Source organism: Streptomyces sp. CNZ287 (genome assembly GCF_007827615.1).
In genome coordinates this window covers 125208-147113 of the sequence record NZ_VISV01000010.1, presented here as the reverse complement: position 1 = coordinate 147113, position 21906 = coordinate 125208, and the positions used below count along the sequence as shown (strand labels likewise).

The 21906-nt window shown below is 73.0% G+C and carries 21 protein-coding genes, 1 tRNA gene and 2 pseudogenes; 11 read left to right on the top strand and 13 right to left on the bottom strand.

The window, feature by feature from the left end; translation table 11 throughout:
• Window positions 1-49: 49 nt before the first annotated feature.
• Window positions 50-1690 (bottom strand): metallophosphoesterase family protein, encoded by a 1641-nt coding sequence (locus FB457_RS19500; RefSeq protein ID WP_047017187.1) that lies wholly within the window; start codon window positions 1688-1690, stop codon window positions 50-52.
• A 60-nt stretch (window positions 1691-1750) separates the two neighbouring features.
• Between FB457_RS19500 and FB457_RS19495 the strand changes: the two genes are divergently transcribed.
• The gene (locus FB457_RS19495) at window positions 1751-2101 is read left to right on the top strand and encodes a metallopeptidase family protein (RefSeq protein WP_186462007.1); all 351 of its coding nucleotides are present in this window, start codon (window positions 1751-1753) and stop codon (window positions 2099-2101) included.
• A gap of 98 nt (window positions 2102-2199) precedes the next feature.
• Here FB457_RS19495 and FB457_RS19490 read toward each other — a convergent pair whose 3' ends face one another.
• The gene (locus FB457_RS19490; protein ID WP_253911344.1) at window positions 2200-2751 is read right to left on the bottom strand and encodes a hypothetical protein; all 552 of its coding nucleotides are present in this window, start codon (window positions 2749-2751) and stop codon (window positions 2200-2202) included.
• A 334-nt stretch (window positions 2752-3085) separates the two neighbouring features.
• Between FB457_RS19490 and FB457_RS19485 the strand changes: the two genes are divergently transcribed.
• Both FB457_RS19485 and FB457_RS19480 read left to right on the top strand, forming a co-directional pair.
• Window positions 3086-5245 carry a DEAD/DEAH box helicase gene (locus FB457_RS19485; RefSeq protein WP_253911345.1) on the top strand — a complete coding sequence of 720 codons (2160 nt, stop codon included), beginning with the start codon at window positions 3086-3088 and terminating at the stop codon, window positions 5243-5245.
• 128 nt (window positions 5246-5373) lie between these two features.
• Window positions 5374-5446 (top strand) — tRNA-Lys (locus FB457_RS19480).
• An 807-nt stretch (window positions 5447-6253) separates the two neighbouring features.
• Here the strand turns inward: FB457_RS19480 and FB457_RS19475 are convergent.
• From FB457_RS19475 to FB457_RS19465, 3 genes and pseudogenes are all read right to left on the bottom strand, one after another.
• A complete protein-coding gene (locus FB457_RS19475; RefSeq protein WP_145782586.1) occupies window positions 6254-6586 on the bottom strand; it encodes a hypothetical protein in 333 nt (110 codons plus the stop codon).
• 34 nt (window positions 6587-6620) lie between these two features.
• Window positions 6621-6770: pseudogene (locus FB457_RS36280) on the bottom strand (NADP-dependent oxidoreductase); the annotation flags it as partial.
• A 188-nt stretch (window positions 6771-6958) separates the two neighbouring features.
• Window positions 6959-7408, bottom strand: coding sequence for a winged helix-turn-helix transcriptional regulator (locus FB457_RS19465; RefSeq protein WP_047017294.1), 450 nt, complete (start codon window positions 7406-7408; stop codon window positions 6959-6961).
• An 89-nt stretch (window positions 7409-7497) separates the two neighbouring features.
• On the opposite strand from FB457_RS19465, the gene FB457_RS19460 reads away from it, so the two are divergent.
• The 5 genes from FB457_RS19460 (at window position 7498) to FB457_RS19445 (ending at window position 9530) form a co-directional block, all read left to right on the top strand.
• Window positions 7498-7941: a VOC family protein gene (locus FB457_RS19460; protein WP_078898389.1), complete on the top strand. Its 444-nt coding sequence runs from the start codon at window positions 7498-7500 to the stop codon at window positions 7939-7941.
• A gap of 9 nt (window positions 7942-7950) precedes the next feature.
• A complete protein-coding gene (locus FB457_RS19455; protein WP_145782584.1) occupies window positions 7951-8289 on the top strand; it encodes a hypothetical protein in 339 nt (112 codons plus the stop codon).
• 64 nt (window positions 8290-8353) lie between these two features.
• Window positions 8354-8494 carry a hypothetical protein gene (locus tag FB457_RS35295; RefSeq protein WP_186462006.1) on the top strand — a complete coding sequence of 47 codons (141 nt, stop codon included), beginning with the start codon at window positions 8354-8356 and terminating at the stop codon, window positions 8492-8494.
• A 39-nt stretch (window positions 8495-8533) separates the two neighbouring features.
• The gene (locus FB457_RS19450; RefSeq protein WP_145782582.1) at window positions 8534-9004 is read left to right on the top strand and encodes an NUDIX domain-containing protein; all 471 of its coding nucleotides are present in this window, start codon (window positions 8534-8536) and stop codon (window positions 9002-9004) included.
• Window positions 9005-9113: 109 nt separating this feature from the next.
• Window positions 9114-9530, top strand: a complete 417-nt coding sequence (locus tag FB457_RS19445; protein WP_047017297.1) for a hypothetical protein — start codon at window positions 9114-9116, stop codon at window positions 9528-9530.
• Between the two features lie 36 nt (window positions 9531-9566).
• On the opposite strand, the pseudogene FB457_RS36275 reads toward FB457_RS19445, so the two are convergent.
• Window positions 9567-9777 (bottom strand): annotated as a pseudogene (locus tag FB457_RS36275) (IS5/IS1182 family transposase); the annotation flags it as partial.
• A 27-nt stretch (window positions 9778-9804) separates the two neighbouring features.
• On the bottom strand, window positions 9805-10830 hold the full coding sequence (locus FB457_RS19440; RefSeq protein ID WP_145782580.1) for a zinc-binding dehydrogenase: 1026 nt from the start codon (window positions 10828-10830) through the stop codon (window positions 9805-9807).
• 141 nt (window positions 10831-10971) lie between these two features.
• On the opposite strand from FB457_RS19440, the gene FB457_RS19435 reads away from it, so the two are divergent.
• Window positions 10972-11427, top strand: coding sequence for a MarR family winged helix-turn-helix transcriptional regulator (locus FB457_RS19435; protein ID WP_052770418.1), 456 nt, complete (start codon window positions 10972-10974; stop codon window positions 11425-11427).
• A 112-nt stretch (window positions 11428-11539) separates the two neighbouring features.
• Here the strand turns inward: FB457_RS19435 and FB457_RS19430 are convergent, their stop codons facing one another.
• Window positions 11540-12520 (bottom strand): helix-turn-helix domain-containing protein, encoded by a 981-nt coding sequence (locus FB457_RS19430; protein WP_145782578.1) that lies wholly within the window; start codon window positions 12518-12520, stop codon window positions 11540-11542.
• 111 nt (window positions 12521-12631) lie between these two features.
• On the opposite strand from FB457_RS19430, the gene FB457_RS19425 reads away from it, so the two are divergent.
• Together FB457_RS19425 and FB457_RS19420 are read left to right on the top strand one after the other, a co-directional pair.
• Window positions 12632-13573: an MBL fold metallo-hydrolase gene (locus FB457_RS19425; RefSeq protein ID WP_186462005.1), complete on the top strand. Its 942-nt coding sequence runs from the start codon at window positions 12632-12634 to the stop codon at window positions 13571-13573.
• Window positions 13570-14796 carry an MFS transporter gene (locus FB457_RS19420; protein ID WP_145782576.1) on the top strand — a complete coding sequence of 409 codons (1227 nt, stop codon included), beginning with the start codon at window positions 13570-13572 and terminating at the stop codon, window positions 14794-14796. The genes FB457_RS19425 and FB457_RS19420 overlap by 4 nt, the downstream gene beginning before the upstream one ends.
• Before the next feature lie 253 nt (window positions 14797-15049).
• Here FB457_RS19420 and FB457_RS19415 read toward each other — a convergent pair whose 3' ends face one another.
• From FB457_RS19415 to FB457_RS19395, 5 genes are read right to left on the bottom strand one after another with little or no spacing between them, the layout of a single operon-like run.
• Complete coding sequence (locus FB457_RS19415) at window positions 15050-16069, bottom strand: hypothetical protein (protein ID WP_047017299.1); 1020 nt, start codon at window positions 16067-16069, stop codon at window positions 15050-15052.
• The gene (locus FB457_RS19410) at window positions 16066-18567 is read right to left on the bottom strand and encodes an Hsp70 family protein (RefSeq protein ID WP_145782574.1); all 2502 of its coding nucleotides are present in this window, start codon (window positions 18565-18567) and stop codon (window positions 16066-16068) included. Before FB457_RS19410 ends, FB457_RS19415 begins: the two co-directional genes overlap by 4 nt.
• The gene (locus FB457_RS19405; protein WP_145782573.1) at window positions 18564-19202 is read right to left on the bottom strand and encodes a hypothetical protein; all 639 of its coding nucleotides are present in this window, start codon (window positions 19200-19202) and stop codon (window positions 18564-18566) included. Before FB457_RS19405 ends, FB457_RS19410 begins: the two co-directional genes overlap by 4 nt.
• 29 nt (window positions 19203-19231) lie before the next feature.
• Window positions 19232-20425 (bottom strand): hypothetical protein, encoded by a 1194-nt coding sequence (locus tag FB457_RS19400; RefSeq protein ID WP_145782571.1) that lies wholly within the window; start codon window positions 20423-20425, stop codon window positions 19232-19234.
• On the bottom strand, window positions 20422-21525 hold the full coding sequence (locus FB457_RS19395; RefSeq protein ID WP_047017303.1) for a serine/threonine-protein kinase: 1104 nt from the start codon (window positions 21523-21525) through the stop codon (window positions 20422-20424). The genes FB457_RS19400 and FB457_RS19395 overlap by 4 nt, the downstream gene beginning before the upstream one ends.
• Window positions 21526-21906 lie beyond the last annotated feature (381 nt).

The following is a 21906-nucleotide window of genomic DNA, read 5'->3' as shown; positions in this document are numbered from 1 at the left end:
ACTCTGTTGGTTCGCGTCTGGTTGAGTTAATTCTTGTGAGGGAGGGCTGTCAAGAGTCCTCGCCGGGCGGGCCCGACGGGTCCGTCCCATCGGCGCCACCGGGCTGGTTCTCCTCCACGAGATGGCGGCTGACCTCCGCCGACGTCAGCCCCAGCCCGCCCAGCGTGATCTCGTCCCACGCCTGCAGCCTGCGCGTACTCCGGTCGAGATAGAGCACGGACGCGCTCACCTTCTCCGGTACGTCCTGCTCCACCGCGCGCAGCCCGCCGCCGCCCGCCGAGCCCTCGACCATCAGCCGCGTGCCGTCCGGCAGGTCGTGCTGCTTGCGGTTGTGGCGGTGGCCGGCCAGCGCCAGCGGCACCAGACCGTCGACCTGCTCCAGCGCCACCGGGTTGTGCGCGATGGCCAGGTCCGCGGGCCGGCCCCGGTCCCGTAGCCCGGCGAGCGCCGCGGCCAGCCGCTCGCCGGCCGCCGTCTCCGCGGGGTCGCCGGCCGCGGCGACGGAGCGGTCCGGGGTGAACTGCGGGTCCCCGATCCCCGCGATCCGCACCCCCGCCACGACCACCGACTCGCCGTCGTCCACGACCCGCGCGTTCTTCTGCCGCTCGACGGCGGCCTGGGTCGCGAGCGAGTCGTGGTTGCCGCGGACCCACACGTACGGGACGCCGAGCGTGGCGATCGGGTCGAGGTAGACGTTCTCCGCCTCCGAGCCGTGGTCCATCGTGTCGCCGGTGTCGATGACCGCGTCCAGCTCGTACTGGTCGACCAGCGAGCGGATGATGCCCCACGCGGCGGGGTTGAGATGCATGTCGGAGACGTGCAGGAAGCGGACGGTGGAGGGGTCGGGGCGGTACGCGGGGAGGGTGGACGCGGCGTCGTACAGCTTGCTGACGTTGGTCACCAGGCGGGCCAGTTCCTGCTGGTACACGTCGAACTCGGTGACGATGCTGCGCGCGTCGCCGATGACGCTGGGCGCGCTGGTCAGCAGCCCGGAGTACTTCGGCTCCAGCACGGACTTGGGGTTCCACGTCGCGAAGGCGGCGGCGCCGGACGCGGCGAGCAGCGCGAGCGCCAGCCCGCCGGCGGCCAGCGCCCGGCGCGGCGTGCGGTAGACGGCGAGCCCGAGCGCGGTCGCCCCGACGAGGGCGGCGCCCCCGGAGCGTACGCCCAGATCGAACGTGCTCCGGAGGATGTCCGCGGCCACCTCGTCCTCCAGCCCGGAGAACTCCTCGGGGTGCGCGACGAGCGCGCGGGAGCGGTCCGGGTCGAGCCGCTCGACCTCGACGTCGAGGCGGAGGGGGGCGTCGTGGCTGTCCATGTCGATGGCGCCGAGCGGCGAGACGCTGATGCGGGTGTCGCCGGTGACGCTCGGCGTGAGCGCCATCCGGGTGTCCACGGGCCCCACCGACGTCTCCACCCCGCCGACGACGAGCAGCCCGAGCCCGGCCCCGACGACCGTGACGGCGGCGAGGCCGAGGGCGCGCGCGTACGGGTGGGGGCGCTGGACGAGGGACGACTCGACCCGGCGCCGCCGGGGGGCGCGCGGCGGGCGCGCCGGCCGCGCTCCGCGCGCCCGGTCGGCCAGGCGGCGGACGGCGGCGGGGAAGCGGCGGACACGGGCGGGGGCGCGGCGGAGCCGCTCGAACAGTGCGCGGACGGGCGAGACCGCAAAAGGCACTTCGCGGGCCATTCGCAACGTATGCCCGGTGTGACCCGTCACTATTCGGCGGCCTGAAGCAGAATGGGCCGCGTGCTGGACATGTCGAACGAAGAGTTCGAGGAACTGGTCGCGCAGGCGCTCGACCGGATCCCTGCGGAGCTGACCCGGCTGATGGACAACGTCGCGGTCTTCGTCGAACCCGAGCCGCCGCCGGACGACCCCGGCCTGCTCGGCCTCTACGAGGGCACTCCGCTGACGGAGCGCGGCGAGTGGTACGCGGGGGTGCTGCCGGACCGGATCACGATCTACCGCGGACCGACGCTGCGGATGTGCGAGTCGCGGGAGGACGTGGTCGCGGAGACGGAGATCACGGTGGTGCACGAGATCGCCCACCACTTCGGCATCGACGACGACAGGCTGCACGCGCTGGGGTACGGCTGAGGCGCGCTCCCGGGGCGGCGCGCGGCGATCACGCAACTCACCGTGCGGGACGGCCTGATGACGGCGGTCCGCGCATCCGTCTACGGCGGTGGCGGCCGTCAGGCGGAGGGGAGTCGGGGGGAGGAGCCGCCGGCGCCCGCGGCCGCGCCGCCGCCGGTCGTGTCGTCGCCGGTGGGCGTCGGGGTCGGGGTCGGTGTGGGGGTCGGCGTCGGGTCCGGGACCGTGGGGGTCGGGGACGGGGTCGTCGGCTGGGGGCGGGGGCGCGGGGTGGTGGGCCGCGGGGGGTCCGGGGTGCCGCGGGTGCCGCCCGCGTCTGCGGGTTCGCGGGTGCCGGGGGACGGCGACTCCGGGTCGGCCGCGCCGTCGCTCCTCCGGCCCGTGGCGGAGGGCTCCTTCTGGTCGCCGTCGCGCTCGCCGGCGGGCCCCCGGGCCCCGCCCGCCTCGCGGGTGCCGGTGCCGCCGGCCGCGGCGGACGGTGCGTCGTTGACCCGTACGCCGCCGTCGGGCTCGGTGCCGCTGCGGCCCGAGCCGGGGTCGGGGGCGCCGGGCCTGCCGGAGCCGGAGACGGTCATGCACCCGCCGAGCGCCAGCACCGCCAGCGTGGCGGCTGAGATCCGCAGGGCGGCGGCACGGGCTGTCGGCTCAGGCATGGGGAGCCCCTTTCAGGACGTGTCGTACGCTCAACTCCCCAGCGCCCGCGGAGGACACGGGGCGCGTCGCGGGGCGCACCGACCGGCGCGTACCCGATCCGCGCGCCCTGGGGCACCACCCCGCGAGCCGTGCCCGCGGAACGGATTTGCCAGCCGGGCCCCCGGGTGCGTACTCTGGTAGATCGTTTGATCCCATTTGCCCGGCGCCCCACCGAAGCGCGCCGTGTGTGGCGCGTTCCCTTCCCTGCCGTGGCAGACCGCAAGAGGCGGTCCGTGTACCTCCGCCGCGGAGTCGTGGCGCGTGCCGACGACTGCGGAAGGCTTTAACTCGTTCATGTCTGAAACCCCTGTGCTCGCCCCTGCCCTCGACGAGGCGGAGACGCCCGAGGTGACCGAGATCACCGAGGCGCCCGAGACCGCCGCCGCCGACGGAACCGGCGACACCACCGTCACCGGGGAGACCGGCGACAGCACCGACACCGGCGGTACCGTCACCGGCGATGCCCCGGAGGCCGCCGCGCCGACCTTCGGCGACCTCGGCCTGCCGCGCGGCGTGGTGGCCAAGCTCGCGGACTACGGCGTCACCACCCCGTTCCCGATCCAGGCCGCCACCATCCCCGATGCCCTCGCCGGGCGCGACGTCCTCGGCCGCGGCCGTACCGGCTCCGGCAAGACCCTCTCCTTCGGCCTGCCGCTGCTCGCGACCCTCGCCGGCGGCCACACCGACCCCAAGCGCCCCCGCGGCCTCATCCTCACCCCGACGCGTGAGCTGGCCATGCAGGTCGCCGACGCCCTCCAGCCGTACGGCGACGTGCTGCGGCTGTCGATGAAGGTCGTCTGCGGCGGTACGTCCATGGGCCGCCAGATCGGCGCGCTGGAGCGCGGCGTCGACGTGCTCGTCGCCACCCCCGGCCGGCTGCGCGACGTCATCGACCGCGGCGCCTGCTCCCTCGACCGGGTGCAGATCGCCGTGCTGGACGAGGCCGACCAGATGGCCGACCTGGGCTTCCTGCCCGAGGTCACCGAGCTGCTCGACCAGGTGCGGCCCGGCGGCCAGCGGATGCTGTTCTCGGCGACGCTGGACAAGGGCGTCGGCACGCTCGTCGAGCGCTACCTGGTCGACCCGGTCAGCCACGAGGTGGACCCGTCGGCGGGCGCGGTGACCACGATGACGCACCACGTGTTCGTCGTGAAGCCGCGCGACAAGGCGCCGGTCACGGCCGCCATCGCGGCGCGCAAGGGCCGCACCATCGTCTTCGTACGCACCCAGCTCGGCGCCGACCGCGTCGCCGACCAGCTCCGCGAGACCGGCGTGCGCGCCGCCGCGCTGCACGGCGGCATGACGCAGGGCGCGCGCACGCACACGCTGGCGGACTTCAAGGACGGCCGGGTGCACGCGCTGGTGGCGACGGACGTCGCCGCGCGGGGCATCCACGTCGACGGCATCGACCTGGTGCTGAACGTCGATCCGGCCGGCGACCACAAGGACTACCTGCACCGCGCGGGCCGCACGGCCCGCGCCGGCGAGTCCGGCACGGTCGTCTCCCTCGCGCTGCCGCACCAGCGCCGCACGGTCTTCCGCCTGCTGGAGGACGCGGCGGTGGACGCCTCGCGGCACATCATCAGCGGGCGCGGCGCGTTCGACCCGGACGTGGCGCGGATCACGGGCGCCCGGTCGATCGACGAGGTGCAGGCGGAGTCGGCGGCCCAGGCGGCGACGGCGGCGGAGCGGGACGTGACGCAGCTGGAGGCCCAGTTGGAACGGGCCCGCAAGCACGCGGCGGACCTGCGCGCGGAGGCGACCCGCCTGGCGACGCGCGCGGGCGTGACGCCGGAGCAGCCGGCGCCGGAGGCATCGACGGCCGAGCAGGCCGGGGCCGACGCGGGGGCGGAGACCGCACCTGCGGAGCCCCGGTCCGAGGCCCGCTCGTACGACGCCCGCGCCGACCGCGGGTACGACCGTACGGACCGCAACGGGACCCGGCAGGACCGCAGGGAGCAGCGCTTCCGGGAGTTCGACAGGTCGGCCGACTCGCGCCGCACCGACCGCGAGTACCCGCGCCGCGACAACAGGGACGGCCGGGAGACCCGGGACTACCGGAACGACCGCCGCGACGACCGTTCCTACGACCGCAGGGACGACCGCCCGTCGTACGACCGCCGCGACGACCGTTCGTACGGCACCCGTGAGCCCCGCTCGTACGACCGCCGCGACACCCGCCGCGACGACCGCGGCACCCGCCCGTACGACCGCGGCACCCGCTCGTACCCCCGCCGCGACGACCGCGGCGCCGCCCGCCCCTATGACCGCGACAACCGCCGCCCCTACGAGCGCCGCGACTCCGCCGACCGCTCCCGCTTCGGCGGCGACCGCCCGGCGGGCCGCGACCGCCGCGACGGCCGCCCGTACAGCCACGACAGCCGTACCACGGACGACCGCCGCACGGACAAGCCCCGCTGGAAGCGCCAGGACCGCAACAACCGCAAGGGCTGACCGCACCCCCACGGGCCCCCTCCCCCGGGAGGGGGCCCACACGCGTCCGTGCCGTCGCGGCCGGCGCCCCGCCCGCCAGGGGATATCCGCTCGGGGGCACGCCGGGGTCCGGGCTATGCTGGCCGGGCGGGCCGCTAGCTCAATTGGCAGAGCACCGGACTTTTAATCCGTTGGTTGTGGGTTCGAGTCCCACGCGGCCTACCGCTGAAGCCCAGGTCAGAGCGTCTCTGCCCTGGGCTGATGACGAACACTGGCGGCGACGGGGCCGGGGCCGGCGAGCTGGACGTGTGACGAGCCCTCCTGGGCACCACGGTCGCCCACACCGCGGCCACCGCCCGGCGCACCTGCCCGCGGACCACCCTCCACAGCTCCACACCGGCGGCGGTGGAGGAGGCGGATCCCCCTTCTCCTGTTCGGCGACCAGCCGGCCGAAGATCCGTTTCGCGGTGTGCCGTTGCTTGCGCGGCGCTTCCGGTTCCGCCCGCCGGATCGCCGCGAACAACTCGGTGCATACGCCCCCGAGGTGAGCAGCCCACATCCCGCTCCGACGGACACGGTGGGGCCAGAACTCGCTGGCGCCGGTAGGGCCGCCTCTCGGCGGGTCTTTCGGCCGGCTTTCGTGTCAGTGCCGGATGCTCGGTCCACCGAGTCGACCGAACACCGCGGAGGATGACGTGACCCCGAACCCCGATCGACGCCGCCTGCTGCGCGGCACCGCCACCGGCGCCCTGCTCACCGGGATCGCCGCGACGACGCGCGTCCGGCGGCCCTGGCGTTCCTGGAGGTGGCCCGCGCACTCCGCAAATCCGTAGCCGATTCCGCCCCGTCCTGACCGGGCCCGGAGATCCCCGGTTTCAGGACGCCGTTCCCGAAGGAGCGCTGGGTTGCCGCCGCCTCCGCGCCGCCGCCGGTCTCCGGCACGCGTTGTTCCGGCGCAGGGCCTTCAAGGACGGCGGCCTGGGGCCGTGCCCGTGATCAGGGCCGTTGCCCCGGCCGTGAGACAGATTCTCAGCCGGGGACGGGCGGGCATTCGATGACCTCGATCGAGTTACCGGGGACCAGACCGATATGGGGGTGGTCGCTGAAGAGCGCGGCCGCGGCCTCGTGCGACGTGGCCTCCACGATGGCGTATCCGGTCTTCGCGTCGGTGAAGTCCTCGACGCCCTTGGCCGTCACCATCTTCTTGCGAAACAGCGGGGCGCCGGGATCGACGAGCCTGTGCTCGTTCTTCTGCGCCCACGATGCCCAGGCGTTCATGAACTCGGTTTGCTGCTCTTCGGTGAACTCGGCCCTGTCAGCCTCGTCGGCCGCGCCGTTCAGAATCGCGAGATACTTCCCCATGTCCCGGAGCGTAGTCGGCGAACAGTCCGGTGAGTCCCTTCCGGATCGCGCTCTCCCCCGGGTTGATGCCGGCGGCCCGCACCCGGACCAGCACCTCGTCCGGCCCGGGGACCGGGCGTTCGACATCCACCACCCGGAGGACGTCCACGTCGCCGTAGCCATCGAACCTCACCGCGCGGGGCATGCCGGTCTCCCGCGGTCAGCGACGGTCGTCGTGCGCACAGGGGCGCATGCGGCCACTGTGGGCCGACGCCTGCACTCGCACCACTCGACGGCCACCGCCCGGCTGTACGTTCATCCGATCAGCCGAGTGCGTGAACGGGCTCCGATCGCAGGTCGCGACCTGCAAGACGGTGTCACGGCCTTGGGCCGTCAGGCCGAACCCGGGCCCGGGAGGAGGTCGACGTCGCCGGCGTGCATCGGCTCGCCGCAATGACTGCAGCGCGGGTCGACGTGACCGATCTGCCCGCAGGCATGGTGGCGGTACAGGACAGGGGGCCCGGCCTCGCCGGCGAGCCAGCGGTCTCCCCACCGTGCCATCACCATGAGCATCTCGACGAGGTCGGCGCCCTTGTCGGTGAGGTGGTACTCGTAGCGGGGGCGGGCGTCGTAGGGCAGCCGTTCGAGCACCCCTTGGCCGACCAGGTGGTTGAGCCGTTCGGTGAGTACCTTGCGGGAGATCCCGAGGTCGGCCTGGATGTGGTCGAAGCGGTGCACCCCGGCCCACACGTCGCGCAGGATCAGCGGCGACCAGGGCTCGCCGATCACGTCCAAGGTGCGCGCGATGGAACACGCCATCTCCCCGAACCGCGTTCGCTGCATGGCGGCAATCTATCAAGCGGGGTTCCCTTACGGAACCCAGGATGCTACCGTCCTCGGCGTCTCTTGAAGAAACCTCGAAAGGGGGCCCGGTGACATTCATCAGGCGGTTCGACCACGTCGGCATCACGGTCGCCGATCTCGACGCCGTGACGGCGTTCTTCGTCGGCCTCGGTCTGGAGGCCGACCGGAAGATGGCCGTCGAAGGCGAGTTCCTGGACACGGTGATCGGCATGACCGGCGCCCGCACCGAGATCGTCATGCTGCGACCGCCCGGCGGAGGTACGACGCTGGAGCTGTCGAGCTTCACCCGGCCGGACCACCTCCCGGGTTCGCCTGCCGCACCGGCCAACGAGCTGGGCCTGCGCAACGTCGCCTTCGAGGTGCACGACCTCCAAGCCGCGGTCGACCATGCCGCGGCCGGCGGCTACGGCCTGGTGGGAGGCATCGGCGAATACGAGGGCGAATGGCGGATGGCCTACGTCCGCGGGCCCGAAGGAATCATCGTCTCGTTGGCCGAGCGCATCGGGAAGTAGGGAGACCTCATGAGCACGACCGTGACTGACGAACAGATCCGGGATCTGGCCGCGACCGCGAAGCCGTACAGCGTGGCGCTCCTTCACTGGGGGCCGGAGCGGACCATGGACGGCGCGGATGCGATCGAACTCGAACACCAGCGACGCATGGTGTCGCTGCGCGCTGAGGGTGTGATCGCGGTCCTCTGCCCGGTTGCCTCCGACACCGTGGCCGGTGTCGCGATCATGACCGTGCCGGCCGGGAAAGCCGCGGAGATCATGGCAGGAGACCCCTGCGTACGAGCCGGGATGATGCGCTGCGAGGTCCACCCGTGCCACGGCTTCCCCGGAGACGCCCTCCCCGCATGAACGACCCGGCCACGGCGATCCGCACCTGCCCGATCCCGACGTAGGCTGTCGCCGCAGGCGGCCGATGAATCCTGCCCGTGAACCTGGTACGCCGCATCGGGAGACGGCCGGCTGCGAAATCCCGGCGAGCGAGAGCTACGCCCAGATCGAGGTCCCCCCGGACCGGGAGCCCGAGACCGCCGTCTTCGCGGGCAAGGTCGACTGAGCCGCCCCCGATGCGCCGCCCCCCGCGCATCATCTCCTCATGACCCGTACCGAGTACTACGACGACCCCGCCGCCCCCGAGCCCAACAGCCTCGTCGCCGCCGCCTCCGCCGTGGTGACCGACGACGCCGGCCGGATCCTGCTCCAGCGCCGCCGGGACAACGGCCTGTGGGCGCTGCCCGGCGGCGGGATGGACCTGGGCGACTCGCTGCCCGGGTGCGCGGTGCGGGAGGTGAAGGAGGAGACGGGGCTCGACGTCGAGGTGACGGGGCTCGTCGGCACGTACACCGACCCGCGGCACATCGTCGCGTACAGCGACGGCGAGGTGCGGCGGCAGTTCAACGTCTGCTTCACGGCCCGCGTCGTCGGCGGGACACTGGCCATCTCGGAGGAATCGACGGAGCTGCGGTTCGTGGACCCCGGCGAGTTGGGCGCACTGCCGATGCACCACACCCAGCGACTCCGGCTGCGCCATTTCCTGGACCACCGGTCCACGCCGTACCTGGGCTAAGCCGTTTCGTCCGGACCCTCGAACCCTTGGCATGCGAGCGCGCCTGTCGAGTGCGGTGCCTCCGAGGGCCCCTGTAGCCTGACGTCGCTGATGTGGGGGGGGGCTGATCGTGGAGAACATCCTGTCCGTGGCCATTGGGGCCGCTATCGGCCTCATAGGGGTGCTGTTCGGTTCGTGGTTTACCGCTCGCCGGCAGGACCGCATGTGGCTGCGCGAACAGAAGCTCAAGGCCGGGATCGGCTTCAACACGGCCGTAGTTCAGCTCCTGGACTACCTGAAGGAATCACAGCTGAGTGACGACGGCCCTGGAGCCAACGAATTGGCGAACCGGATGCAGGAAGCACGCTCAGCTCTCTACCTGCTCTGCGCCGGCGACACTGTCGATCTCGCCGATGCTCTCGCGCGTCGGGTGTGGCGCACCCGGCCCACCGACGGCAGGGACGACCGCCGGGCCGAGTTCCGGGAGACGCTGGACCTCCTGCGTCGCTTCACCCGCCGGCTCCGGCAGGAGATCGCCGGCTCGTAGTCCTCGTCCGGTCACCGGGCGGACCAGAGGAAGATGCGCGATGTGCTGCCCGGCCAGGTATACGGTGGCGGTCTTCTCGTAGCGAGTGGCGATGCCCCGCCACTGCTTCGCGGTTGATGCACCGCTCGACGGTGTTGCGCTGCTTGGAGGCAACGCGATCGAAGGCCGGTGGTCTGCCTCTTCGTAGCCGGTGGCCCTGCTGGTCCTCGGGGACCGCTATCCCGACGACTTTCGGTCCCCTCTTCCTCTTTAGTGCTCACTGCGTGGTTGGTGCTCACTGGGTGGTGAGCACCACCTTGCCGGTGATCTCCCGGCGTTCGAGAGCCGTATGGGCGTCGGCTGCCCGGAGAAGAGGATAGGTACCCGCGATTCGCGGTGTGATCTCGCCGCGTTGTGCCAGGCCGAGGATCCGGGTCAGGGCGCTGTGGTACCAGTCGTGGTCTGCCCTGATCTCACGCGGCACCATGCTCAGGGCGGTGCGGCGGCGGGGCCGGAGGTTCATCAGTTGTATCTGGACGGCGCCGCGCACCGTGTCGCCTGCCATGCGTCCCGGGCGGCCGCTGAAGGCGTAGCTCACCAGCACCCCGCCCGGGGCCAGCACCCGGTAGCCCTTGCGCAGGTTGGCGCCGCCGATGTGGTCGAAGACCGCTTGGATGCCGTCCGGTTCGCGCTGACGCAGAACCGTTTCGAAGTCCTCGCGCCGGTAGTCGATGAGGGTCACGCCGTGGCGGGCGAGCAACTCGGCGCTGCCCGGCGCGGAGGCGGTGCCGTACATGCGCAGACCGCGCAGGGCGCCCAGGCGGCTGACGGCCTGGCCGACGCCTCCGCCAGCGCCGTGGATCAGCACGCTGTCACCGCTTTGGAGGCGGCCATGGGTCTCCAGCAGGCTCAGGGCGGTCAGGTGGTCCAGCGGGATGGCGGCGGCGACGTGGGGATCGAGCCCTCCGGGTAGCGGGACGAGCTGCCACAGCGGCAGCGTGAGGTACTCGGTGTAGGCCGCCATCTTCGTCAGGGCAGCCGCGACGCGCACGCCCGCTCGCAGCCAGGAAGGCTGGAGGCCGCCGGGAGTGAAGTCGACGACTTCTGCGGTGAGTTCGTAGCCGGGGGTGAAGGGCACCGTGCGCTGCAGCAGGTAGTCCCCGGACCTGGCCATCAGGTCGGTGAACCCCACACCGGCGGCGAGTACCCGCAGGCGGGCGTGTCCGGGTGGGGGTTGCGGCAGGGAGGCCGTCACGGGCCGCAGCACGTGGCCGGCGCCGAACCGTTCCACGACGATCTTCTGGTACGTGATTTCGCTCATGCGGGCCTCCAACGGCATCATGTGTTGTGTCATTAAGTTACACGACACATAGCTGCCGCGTGACGTCACCGGCTTTGCGGAGCGTTAGTTTCATGTCGTGTACTGCGGTCCGGCAGCGTCGACCCCCGAGGAGAGCCGTCCATGGAGCCGGTGGAGGAGCTACGTTTTCTCGTACTAGCGGCCCAGCGCGAGGGAAACCGGCAACTGGCCCGTGGGCTGAAGCCGTTGGGTGTCACCCCCGCGCAGGCCGAGGTCGTCAGGCTCCTCGCGGAGCGGCAGCCGCTGACCCTGTCGGGACTGGGTTCCCTGCTGGTGTGCGAAAGCGGCAGCAACCCCAGCAGGCTGGTGGACCGCCTGGTCACCGCGGGCCTTGTCCGCCGCGAGGAAGCCCCCCACGACCGTCGGCACGTGGAGCTCACCCTCACCCCGGCCGGGCATCAGACCGCCCGGGGTGTCGCCCAGGTGGAGGCCGCCCTCCACGCCCGTATCGCCGACGCGGCCAGCGCCCACGACCTCCAGGCGGTCCGTGATTTCCTGCGCGCCCTTGTCGCCGGAGAGAGTTCCGGCGAGGCCATCGAGCGGCGCGCCGGACGGTGAACGGCGTGTCCCTGCCCCTGCCGCCCGCCGTCCCGGGTGGGGCTGATCCTCTCCCCTGTCGCGCCGGACCCGGCGTCGGCTGGCCATGGCGTCACCGGCGTCCGCCGCCCACTCACCGCGTCGGCAGACCTTCCGTGTCCCTGGCGCGGAAGGTCTGCCGGTAGGCCGTGGGCGACACCCCGATGGCGGCGGTGAGCCGCTGGCGCAACGAGGCGCCCGTACCCAGACCCGCCCGGTCGGCGATGACGTCCACCGTCCAGTCGGTGGTCTCCAGCAGCCGACAGGCGTGGTCCAAGCGCTGCTGGGCGAGCCACTGCCCGGGTGTCATGCCGACTTCGCTGTGGAAGTGCCGGGTGAGGGTGCGTACGCTCATGCCCGCGTGCGCGGCCATACCGGACAGCGACAAGGGCTCGTGCAGCCGCTCCAGCGCCCAGGCCCGGGTGTGGGAGGTCGAACTCTGCGACGGCTCCGGCATCGGGCGCTCGATGTACTGGGCCTGTCCTCCCTCGCGCCACGGCGGTACCACGCACATCCGCGCGACCCGGTTGGCGATCTCACTTCCGTGGTCGCGGCGTACGAGGTGCAGGCACAGGTCCACTCCCGCGGCGACTCCGGCGGCGGTGAGCACCCGGCCGTCGTCAACGAACAGCACATCGGCGTCGACCCTGACCTCAGGGAAGGCCCGCTTGAAGCGCGGTGCCTCGTTCCAGTGCGTGGTCGCCGGGCGGCCGTCCAGCAGACCGGCCGCGGCCAGCGCGTAGGAGGCAGTGCAGATCGACATGACGCGGGCCTCGGGCCGGATGCGGTCCAGCGCCTCGGCCAGGCCCTCGGGCAGCCACTCCCGCTCCTCATCGGGGCCGCAGACGAACGGCGGGATCACCACGGTGTCCGCACTGGGCAGCACCTCGCCACCGTGCTGGACCGTGAGGGAGAAGTCGGCGCTGGTGACCACCGGGCGCCCGTCCAGGCTGCAGGTGAGGACCTCGTAGAGCGGCTCGCCCCGCGAGTTGGCCGCGGTACCGAAGATCCGGACCGGGATGGTCATTTCGAAGGGATAGACGCCCTCAAGGGCGAGTACGACCACACGATGCATGACCACATTCTTTCGACCCATGTCCACATGGTCACTCCCGGGTCTCCCCGACCCACGGCAGCCTTGATCGCAGTCGGCCCGGCCGGGCCGCACCCCAAGGAGTAACGCGCCATGACCACACTCCAGTCGGACAACGGTGCAGGCGATGCCTGCGCCGTCCCCCCGCACGGCGAACGGCTGCGCCGGCCCTCCCGGCTCCGCTCCCTGCACCTCGGCGAAACCAAGGTGACCTACCTGCCGGACGGCGCAGTGCAGCTCTCACCGCGCGGCTGGCTGCCCGACACCCACGACGACACCTGGGCCGACCACCCCGAATACCTGGACGACACCGGAAACCTCGCCGCCGGCATCGGCGCACTGCTGGTGGAGCATGGCGACCGGGCCTTGCTGATCGACGCCGGTTTCGGGCCACAGGCGCTGCCCGCTGAGCCCGGCAACCCCCACGGCGCCATCCACGGCGGTGCCCTCCTGGACAGCCTTACCGCCGCAGGTCGCACGCCGCAGGACATCGAGGCGGTGGCGTTCACACACCTGCACATCGACCACCTGGGCTGGACCCGGCATCCCGCGCCCGGCGGCGGCCGCGTCTTCTCCCAGGCCGACTACCTGGTGGCCCAGCCCGAGTGGGCCCAGCGCCACCTCCTGCACGCCCACGGCACCACCGCCGACATGCTCAAGGCTCTGGCGCCCCACGTGCGCACCGTAACCGATGGCCAGGAGATCTTCCCCGGTCTGCGGGTCCAATTCCTCCCCGGCCACACACCCGGCCACACCGCGTACGTCCTGACCACCGACGGGCAGCGGCTGATCGCCTTCGGGGACGCACTGCACTCGCCGGTCCAGATCGCTCATCCCGCATGGTCCGCAGCCTCCGACCACGACCCCGCCCAGGCCGCAGGATTTCGCCGCCGCCTGATCACTGAACTCGCCGAGCCCGGCACCGTCGGCTTCGGCGTCCACTTCGCGGACGTGGTCTTCGGACAGGTCAGGCAGGACGAGGACGGCCGCCCCCACTGGCATCCAGCCGACACCTGGCCCGGAATCCCGACGTGATCACCACACCTGCCTGCGAACCCGCCCCTCCGCCCCAGCGCTCGCGGCACTGGCCGGCCCTCACCGCCGCAGCGCTGACCGCAACCGTGACCGTCATGCCCGGCTTCGCCATCGGAGCACTGGCCCCCGCAATCGAGACCAGCCTCGATATCTCCCGCACCACGCTGGGACTGGCACTGAGCTCCTTCTACGCCGCCACCGCGGTGGGCTCGCCCATCGCCAAGCGGATCGCCGCACGGCTGCCGGTGCACGCCGTCCTTTCGGCCGCGGCCCTGATCGCCGCCGCCGTACTGCTGGCCGCCGCGCAGGCACACGGACCGACCCTCCTGACCGCGGCCCTGGTCGTGGGCGGGCTGGGCAACGCCCTCGTCCAGCCGGCGGCAGGCCGGCTGATCGCCGCTCGGACACCGACCCACCGACGGTCGCTGGCCGCGGGCATCGTGGGCGCCGCGCTAGCAGCAGCCACACTCATACCGGGACTGCTCGTCGCCCTGGTCCTGCCGGACTACGGATGGCGCAGCGCCCTGGTGACCGCCGGCCTCCTAGCACTGATGCCGGCGGCGCTTACCGCGCGGATGCGAACCCCGGCAACGCCCCTGCCGCCCCCACCGGCACCCGCTCCGCGGCGCCAGGCCAGGGCAACGCTGATGATGTGGTCCTTGGCTGCCGCGCTGTCGGCAACCGGCAACAACGCGGTCGCCACCTACTTCGTCCGACTCGGGACCGACTCCGGACTACCCGCCCGCACTGCCGGCAACCTGCTGGCCCTCAGCGCACTGCTGGCCATCGCAGTACGGATCACGGCGGGCATCCTCACCGACCGTGCCCCACGCCGCAATCCGGCGGTGATCGCATCAATGATGCTCGCCGGAGGACTCGGCCTCGCCCTCATCTCCACCGGCACACCGGCAACGTTCGTCCTCGGCGCGATGCTGGCATTCTCCGCCGGCTGGGGCTGGACCGGCCTGCTCCTCGCCACCGCGCTCCACCTGGTACCCAACAGGACAGAAAACGCCGGACACACCGTCCAAGTCGGCATCTACACCGGCGCCGCCGTCGCTCCCTTCGCTTTCGCCGCCCTGTCCGACACCGTCGGCCACACCGCCGCCACCCTCGCCTGCGCCGCAGCCGCTGTCGCCGCAGCCGGGGCCGTCGTCACCGGATCACTACTGTTCGCAGGTGCTCGTCGAGGCGGGCGGAGTGGATACCTGGGGCGAGGGTGAGGACTTCGTGGGCGATGGCGCTCCCGCTTCGGCGTCCCCGGCGCGCATCTGCGCGGTCGCGGCCCGCGAGAGGAACTGCGCGGTTGTTCGGCTCTCGTCACGTCGCAAGACGTCACGGGCAGAGGTAACGCCTCAGCAGCGCGAGTTGGTTGTCCCAGCCAGGCCACGCGATGGGGATGTCCAACCACCTGGACGCGGACATGAAGTGCCCGCGGTGCGGCGAGCAGTGTGCGGCGGAGGTCGGGTTCAGGGCCTACTTCGGGGTGATCACCACCGTGACCGTGCGGTTCCTGGCGTCCTCGGTGTACGGGGCGTCTCGCTGGTCCGCGCTCGACGTCGTGAACGCCGTCAGTGGTTCGCCGCTTGCCGCGCTCAGTTCGCGGGCCGCGATCAGGGCGCGCCACAGTGCCAGCACCGAGCCGCCGCTGCGGGGGGCGTCGGGGACCGTGGCGGCGTGGCCGTGGACGGCGATGCGGGCGTCGAGCCGGGCCAGGTGCTCGCCCAGGGTTGCGAGACGGGCGGCGCCTTCCGGGGTCAGCTCCGCGCCTTCGGAGAAGACACCCTCCGTGAAGACCACCTCCACCGAGCCGCCCCGTACCTGCGGGCGGATGCCGGGGGAGCGGAGCGTTGCCGCCAGGGCCTCGGCCGCTTCCTCCCGGCGGGTCTCCTCGCCCGTGCGGTCCGCCTCCCGCGCCGCCTCCAGTTCGTTCCGTACGCGCTCCTCGATCTGCTGCTCCGTCGCCCCCGCCCGCTCCGTACCGCCCGGGTGTCCCGGCTCCTCGTCCCCCGTCAGCGCCACCGCGCCCGTCGCCACCGCCGCCAGCGCGCAGACCGCCGCGACCACCGCCGTGCGGGTGCGGTGGCGGGCCAGGGAGGCCCGGGGGCCGTCGGCGGTGAGGCGGGTGATGCGGGTGAGGCCGGCCCGGGCGGCGGGGTCGGCGGGGTCGCGGGCCTGGAGGCGGCGCCAGTAGGTGGCGGCGGCGTCCAGTTCGCCGCGCTGGGCGTGGACGCGGGCGAACAGGTCCAGCACCTCCGGGCGTTCGCCCACCGTACGGGCGTCCCTGGCCTCCGCCGCGCGCAGGAGGCGCAGCGCCTCGTCCAGGTCGCCCGCCCGCGTCGCCGTACGGACCCGCGCCACCAGCAGGGCCGCCCGCAGCGTGCTCGACGCCGGGGGTGAGGTGCCGGCCGCCGGTGCGGGGCTGCCGCCCGCGGACGTATCGCCAGGCGGCGTACCGCCCTCGCCCGCCGTCGTCGTGCGCGTGTCCGTGCTCACCTGACCCCGCCCTCCTTCCTCCCCAGCTCGTTCCCCGCCGCCTCCGGCGGCAGCAGCCGCCGCAGCCGCTGGTTCACCGCCGCGATCGCCCCCCGGTCGCCCACCGCCATCGCCCTCCTGCCGTCGCGGATCGCCGCGTCCGCCTGATGGCTCGGGTGCATCGAGTCGCGCATCTCCACCAGCGCGTTGAACACCACGAAGTCCCACTCGTCCGTCCGCCGCAGCAGCTCCACCTGGAACTCCTCCGCCCGCTTCACCAGCTTCCGCAGCTCCGCCGGCGTCGCGTCCCCGTCCGGTGCGCTCGCGCGCCCGCGCAGGTTCTCCAGCTCCCTGCGGTCGGCCGGGGTCCCGCCGACCTGCGTGATGATGCCCTCGCACGCGCCGAGCACGTCCCACAGCCGGCGTTCGAGGCCGGGGATCTCGATGGCCTCCTCGATGTCGTCGAGTTCGGCCTCCAGATCGCGCATCCGGCGTTCGCTCGTCACCGCCGCGCCCGTGTCCACGTCCGCGGCCTCGACCTCCCTGCCGAGCTGCGTGAGCGGGCGGTGCTCCTCCAGCTTCCGCAGCCGGGCCCCGGCCTGCTCCGCGTGCTCGGACGCCGCGTCGTCCTTCAGGCCGCGCAGCCGCTGCTCCAGGTCCCGCAGCCGGCCGGCCAGCTCGTGCTGCTCGGGCGCGCGGAGTTCGGTGCGGTTGATGGTCGCCTCGAACTGCTGCTGGACCAGCGGGATATGGGCGGTGACCAGGGCCTCCCTGCTGCTCGCCTCGATCTCGAACGTCACCTCGACCTCGCTCTCCGCCGGCAGGTCGATCCGGACGTCCCGCGGCCGGATCTCCAACTGCCCCACCCGCGTGTTGCGTTCGGCGCGCGCCCGTTCGCCCTCCAGCAGCGGGATACGGATCACCGCGTCCGGCTCCGAGCGGTGCAGCGGGATCGTGGTGCGGTAGATCTTCGTCACCATGGCGGGCAGCGTCGTGCCCTTGCGGAGCAGCGGGTCGAACGAGCCGTCGGCCCGGCCGATGCCGAGGGTGCCCGTCAGCACCGCCTCGCCGGGAACCACCTTCGCGTGCGTGATCGCCAGGGTGCCGCCGGCGAGCTTCTGCCGCGTACCGGAGGTGTCGGTCAGCTCGACGGTGAAGCGGGACGTGGCGCCGGCCGTGAGTGCGACCTCGGTGTAGAAGGTGCCGTCCTGGGAGAGCGCGGTACGGGGGCCGCGGAACGGCGGCTGTCCGTCCGGGTTGGCGAGCACGACGGCGTACCGGGTGAAGTCCACCGTGCTGCCGCTGGTCACCTTCCCCGACACGGGGATGTCCGTGGTGTCGACGGTCTGCGCGGGGTAGTTCAGCTCCACCGCGAACGCGCCCGGCGCCGCCGCCCGCACCTTCCGCGGCCGCCGTACGGTACGGGCGAACGCCGCCGCGCCGCGGGCCACCACCGTCGTCGGGTCCTGGCTGTGGTCCACCTCGATGCCGAGCCCGGTGTACCGGTCGGTGAGCAGTGCCCGCAGCCCCGGGCTGAGCGTCGAGCCGCCGGCCAGGAGCAGCCGGTCGATGTGGTCGGGGCGCAGCGCGCTCTCGGCCAGCGCCTCCCGGCAGAGCTTGATCGCACGGGTGTAGAAGGGGAGCGCGAGGTCGTCGAGCGCGCCCCGGGTGAGGGTGAACTCGAAGTTCTCGGTGTCGCCGCTGCCGTCGTCCAGGTCGCAGGCGATGTCGATCTTGTCCATCCGGGAGAGCGCGATCTTCGCGTTCTCCGCCTCCGCCTTGAGCTTGGCGAAGTTGCCCAGCCAGCGGCGGTTGCTCCGGTTGAAGTCCGGCAGCCCCAGGTCGCGCCGGACGGCGGGGGCCAGCAGGTCGTCGACGACCGCCCAGTCGATGAGCTTCCCGCCGAGGTACGGGTCGCCGGCGTGCTGGATGAGCTGGAGTTCGCCGTCGCGCTTGCTCATCACGGCCGCGTCGAAGGTGCCGCCGCCGAGGTCGAAGACCATCCAGTGGGCGGAGTCCGAGGTGTCCTGCACGCCGTACGCGATGGCGGCGGCGGTCGGCTCCTGCACCAGCGGGCAGTGCTCGCTGAGCCCGGCCAGGGCGGCGGCCTCGGAGGTGGCCGTGTTCTGGTTGAGGGCGAAGGCCGCGGGCACGGTGATCACCGCGACCTCCGGCGCGTATCCCGTCTCGGCGGCGGCGTCCTGCCGCAGCGACTTCAGCACCTCGGCGGAGAGCTCCTCGGGCGTGAGGGACAGCCCCGCGCGCTCGAACCGGCGCGCCGCCCCCGCCACCCCCATCTCCAGCTTGAACTCGGAGTGGGCGTTGGCCGGGTCGGATTCCGTACGCTCCTTGGCCCGCCGGCCCACGTGGACGATGTCCTTCTTGGGGATGTAGACGGCGGAGGGGGAGTAGTCCCACTGCTCGTTGTTCTTGACGATGCGTACGCCGCCGTCCTCCGCCACCGCGATCGCGCTGTTCGTGGTGCCGAGGTCGATGCCGTAGTCGATGGTCTCGCTCACTCCGGGGTCTCCTTGGTCGTCTCGTCACCGGGGTCCTGCGGGGGCCTGCCGACGATGACCTGGCCCATCTGGATGCGCCGGCCGCGGAAGTAGACGGACGGCCGTACGGTCTCCAGCACGACCTCGCGGGTCAGCTCCGGGTCCTCCTGGAAGACCAGCGCCTCCAGGGAGAGACCGGTGTCGAAGGGCTCGCCGTCGTGTTCCTGGATCTCCAGCCCGTCCTCGGCGAGCGCCTGGCGGCTGGCGCGGACCTGGAGCCTGACCTGCCGCAGATCGGCGGGGGAGAGCGTGCCGGCGTCCTGGTCGAGCTTGCGCAGCGCGCGCCAGATGCCGGTGGCCGCGCCGACCAGCGCGCCGGCGCCGGCCCCTGCGCCGGTGGCCGCCGGGCCGGCGGCGCCGGCCGCACCGGTCCCCGCCGCGTCCGTCCCGGCGTCCGTGTCCGTTCCGGCGTCCGCGGACGACGCCGCAGCCGCCAGCGCCTCCGCCGCCTCCACCTCCGCCAGCACCTCCGCGACCCACGCCGTCTGGGCCGGGTCGAGCTGCGGCGGCGGAACGCGGAACTCGGGCGGCTGGCGCCACTGTCCGAGCGCGGCGCCGAGTCGCCCCCTCGCCCGGTGGCGGGCGTGCTGTGTCATCGGAGCCCTTCCTTCGGTGCGTAACGGGTTCATGAGGCGAACATCCCGGCGAGCACGAAGCCGCCGACGATGATGCCGACCGCCCAGGGGGCTCCCGCGGTGATCCCTCCGACGATTCCGCCGATGATCGCCAGCAGCAGGACGACGCACCCCGCGCACTCGCTCGGCTTCAACTGCTGGGCGGCCCCCGCGCCCGCGCGGCCCTGCCGTACAGCCGCCAGGTTCTGGTCGATCTGCGCCTTGTCCCGCCGCGGGGCGATCCGGCTCGCGTGCTCCATCACCTCGATCAGCTCGCTCCGGAACGGCTTCTGCAGGCCCGCCTCGCAGACGCCGAGCGCGACGTTGTTCAGCGCCACGGTGACCGTGTGCGCCATCTCCTCGGACCGCGACTCCGAGACGAACCCCTTCAGCGACTCGAACTCGTCGTACGCCGGCAGCACCCGCTGCTCCAGGGCCGCGAGCGCGTCCGCGTGCTCACCCGCCTGGTGCCGCTCGCCCGCGGTCCGCAGCGCGTCCTTGAGCCGGTCGACCGACTGCTCGACGGTGTTCTCGAAGACGTCCGGGAGCGGCGTCGCGAAGACCGGGTACGCCGACCAGCCGGCGCTGACCTTCGCCAGCCGCGGCCGCGCGGACCGGTCGTCGGCGAGTTCGCCGAACGGGGAGAGCAGCAGCCCGGGGACGCCGGCCAGGAAGTCGTCGGGGGAGTAGCCGTCGAGCCGCGGGTCGGCCAGGGCCGTGATGCGGTGGGCGACGTGGCCGCGCAGGTCGGGGTTGTCCAGCACCGACGCCCAGGCCGTCGCGGCGGCGGTCCAGAGCCCGTCGGGCCCGTCGCCCCGCGGGCCGGCGCCGCCGGTCTCCGCCTCGATCGCCCGGCTGTGCAGGCGTACGGCCTCGTCGTGCCGCCGGTGCGTGGAGGGGGCGCAGCCGCAGCCGAGGTCGGCGTCCCGCCAGAACCACAGCAGCTCGTCCACGAGCCGGCGCCGCGGGTCCTGGAACTCCTCGAAGGCGTGCCGGACCTCCTCCCTACGGTACCCGCCCGGCGCGGGCGCGGCGGCGTCTCCCGCCCAGGTCTCCTCGACCGCGAGCCGGGCGTCCAGCCGCTGTCTGTGCCGCCGTACCGCGGGGCCCTGGGCGGCCACGGGCAGTCCGGTGACCGCGAAGATGTTCCTGCGGTACAGCCGCAGGCCCGCCAGGTCCGCGAAGCGGGCCGGGGACTCCTTCACTGAACGACTCCTCTACGCCAGGTCGTGAGCCGGGTCAGATGCCGCTCCCGCAGGCGGGGCCGGCGGCTGAGGGCGGCTTCGAGTTGGTCGGCCGCGTCCGCCAGGCGGCCGGGAACGCGGGAGAGCGCGATGGCGGCGCGGACGGGATCGTCCGCGGACGGGGCCGCCGTCGCGGGCGGCGGCGCGGGCGGCCGCTCCGCGGGCGGCGCCGCCGGGTGCCCCGGGAGTACGGCGCGTTCCGCCACCTCGCGCATCGCCGGCCGCTCCGCCGGGTCGACCCGCAGCATCTCCGCCACCAGCCACTCCAGCGCGGCGTCCACGTCGTCGTTGAAGTCGCCCGGCGGGCGCAGCGGTTGCTCGAACCGCGCCGGCGAGAATCCCCGCGCCGGGTCGTCCGCGTCGTACGGGAAGCGGTTCGTGAGCAGGTAGTAGACGATCGTGCCCAGCGCCCACACGTCCCCGGCGGCCGAGTAGCCGCGCCCGCGGATGAGGACTTCGGGCGGCATGTACGCGACCGTGCCCTGCGCGCTCGCCGCCCGCGTGACCGGGTCGGTCTCCCGCGCCAGCCCGAAGTCGCCCACCTTCACCCGCAGTCCGGACTCGTCGTACGCGACGAGGACGTTGGCCAGCGACAGGTCCCGGTGCACGACCGGCTGCCGCCGCCCGTGGGCGACCGACAGGCCGTCGGCCACCTGCCGCAGCACGGCGCCGACCTGGGGGACGGGGACGAAGCCGCCGTGGCTGCGGACCAGTCGGTGCAGGCTGCCCCCGGCGGCGTACTCCATGGTGAAGTAGCCGCGCACGCCGTCCGCCGTGTCCACGGTGCCGGCGTCGAACACCCGGATGATGTTCGGGTGGCCGAGGGTGGAGAGGATGCGCGCCTCGTCGAGCCTGCTGACGTGGGCGCCCGGGGAGGCGCCGTGCTTGAAGAGTTTGAGCGCCTGCCGGCCGAGCACGTGGTGGCGTACGCGGTACACCTCGGCGAACGCGCCCTCGCCCAGCCTGCGGTCCACCACCAGCCCGTCGTGGACCCGCTGCCCGGGGGTGAGCAAGGGGCCGCGCGCGCCGGTCGCGCCGCCCGTCGTCCGGTATGCCGCCATCGGCACGCTTCCCCCTCTCCCCCTGCCCCTCTGCGCTCGCGGAGCCTCCGTACGGCCGTACGGCCGTACGGCCGGAGCCCGGTGGCCCATCGGCTCCGTTGTATCCCGGGAGCCCCGGGACCCCTCCCGCACGCGGTCCCGCCGCAGGGGACACGGCGGGCGCGGGACAGACCCCAGGCACGCGGTAGACCCGCGGTTGGACACCGGTTGGCGGGCGGTTGGCCGGGGTCCCGCTTCGGGGGGATCTGGCCGCTTGCTGCGCGCGCCGATGCAGGTTCATGACAGCTTCCGCCCTGCCGGGAGGGGGGTTCACGTGGGTAGCGTCGCGGGCGTCCGATCCCCCAGACAGGACACAGGTGGCCTCGCATGACGACCCGGACC

Bases quoted from the DNA above. Each gene is read 5' to 3' on its own strand.
- FB457_RS35295 (WP_186462006.1), top strand. From the start codon at position 8,354: ATGAATCCTGCCCGTGAACCTGGTACGCCGCATCGGGAGACGGCCGGC.
- FB457_RS19430 (WP_145782578.1), bottom strand. From the start codon at position 12,520: ATGCATCGTGTGGTCGTACTCGCCCTTGAGGGCGTCTATCCCTTCGAA.
- FB457_RS19435 (WP_052770418.1), top strand. From the start codon at position 10,972: ATGGAGCCGGTGGAGGAGCTACGTTTTCTCGTACTAGCGGCCCAGCGC.
- FB457_RS19440 (WP_145782580.1), bottom strand. From the start codon at position 10,830: ATGAGCGAAATCACGTACCAGAAGATCGTCGTGGAACGGTTCGGCGCC.
- FB457_RS19395 (WP_047017303.1), bottom strand. From the start codon at position 21,525: ATGGCGGCATACCGGACGACGGGCGGCGCGACCGGCGCGCGCGGCCCC.
- FB457_RS19455 (WP_145782584.1), top strand. From the start codon at position 7,951: ATGAGCACGACCGTGACTGACGAACAGATCCGGGATCTGGCCGCGACC.
- FB457_RS19490 (WP_253911344.1), bottom strand. From the start codon at position 2,751: ATGCCTGAGCCGACAGCCCGTGCCGCCGCCCTGCGGATCTCAGCCGCC.
- FB457_RS19465 (WP_047017294.1), bottom strand. From the start codon at position 7,408: ATGCAGCGAACGCGGTTCGGGGAGATGGCGTGTTCCATCGCGCGCACC.
- FB457_RS19405 (WP_145782573.1), bottom strand. From the start codon at position 19,202: ATGACACAGCACGCCCGCCACCGGGCGAGGGGGCGACTCGGCGCCGCG.
- FB457_RS19450 (WP_145782582.1), top strand. From the start codon at position 8,534: ATGACCCGTACCGAGTACTACGACGACCCCGCCGCCCCCGAGCCCAAC.
- FB457_RS19485 (WP_253911345.1), top strand. From the start codon at position 3,086: ATGTCTGAAACCCCTGTGCTCGCCCCTGCCCTCGACGAGGCGGAGACG.
- FB457_RS19475 (WP_145782586.1), bottom strand. From the start codon at position 6,586: ATGGGGAAGTATCTCGCGATTCTGAACGGCGCGGCCGACGAGGCTGAC.
- FB457_RS19425 (WP_186462005.1), top strand. From the start codon at position 12,632: ATGACCACACTCCAGTCGGACAACGGTGCAGGCGATGCCTGCGCCGTC.
- FB457_RS19500 (WP_047017187.1), bottom strand. From the start codon at position 1,690: ATGGCCCGCGAAGTGCCTTTTGCGGTCTCGCCCGTCCGCGCACTGTTC.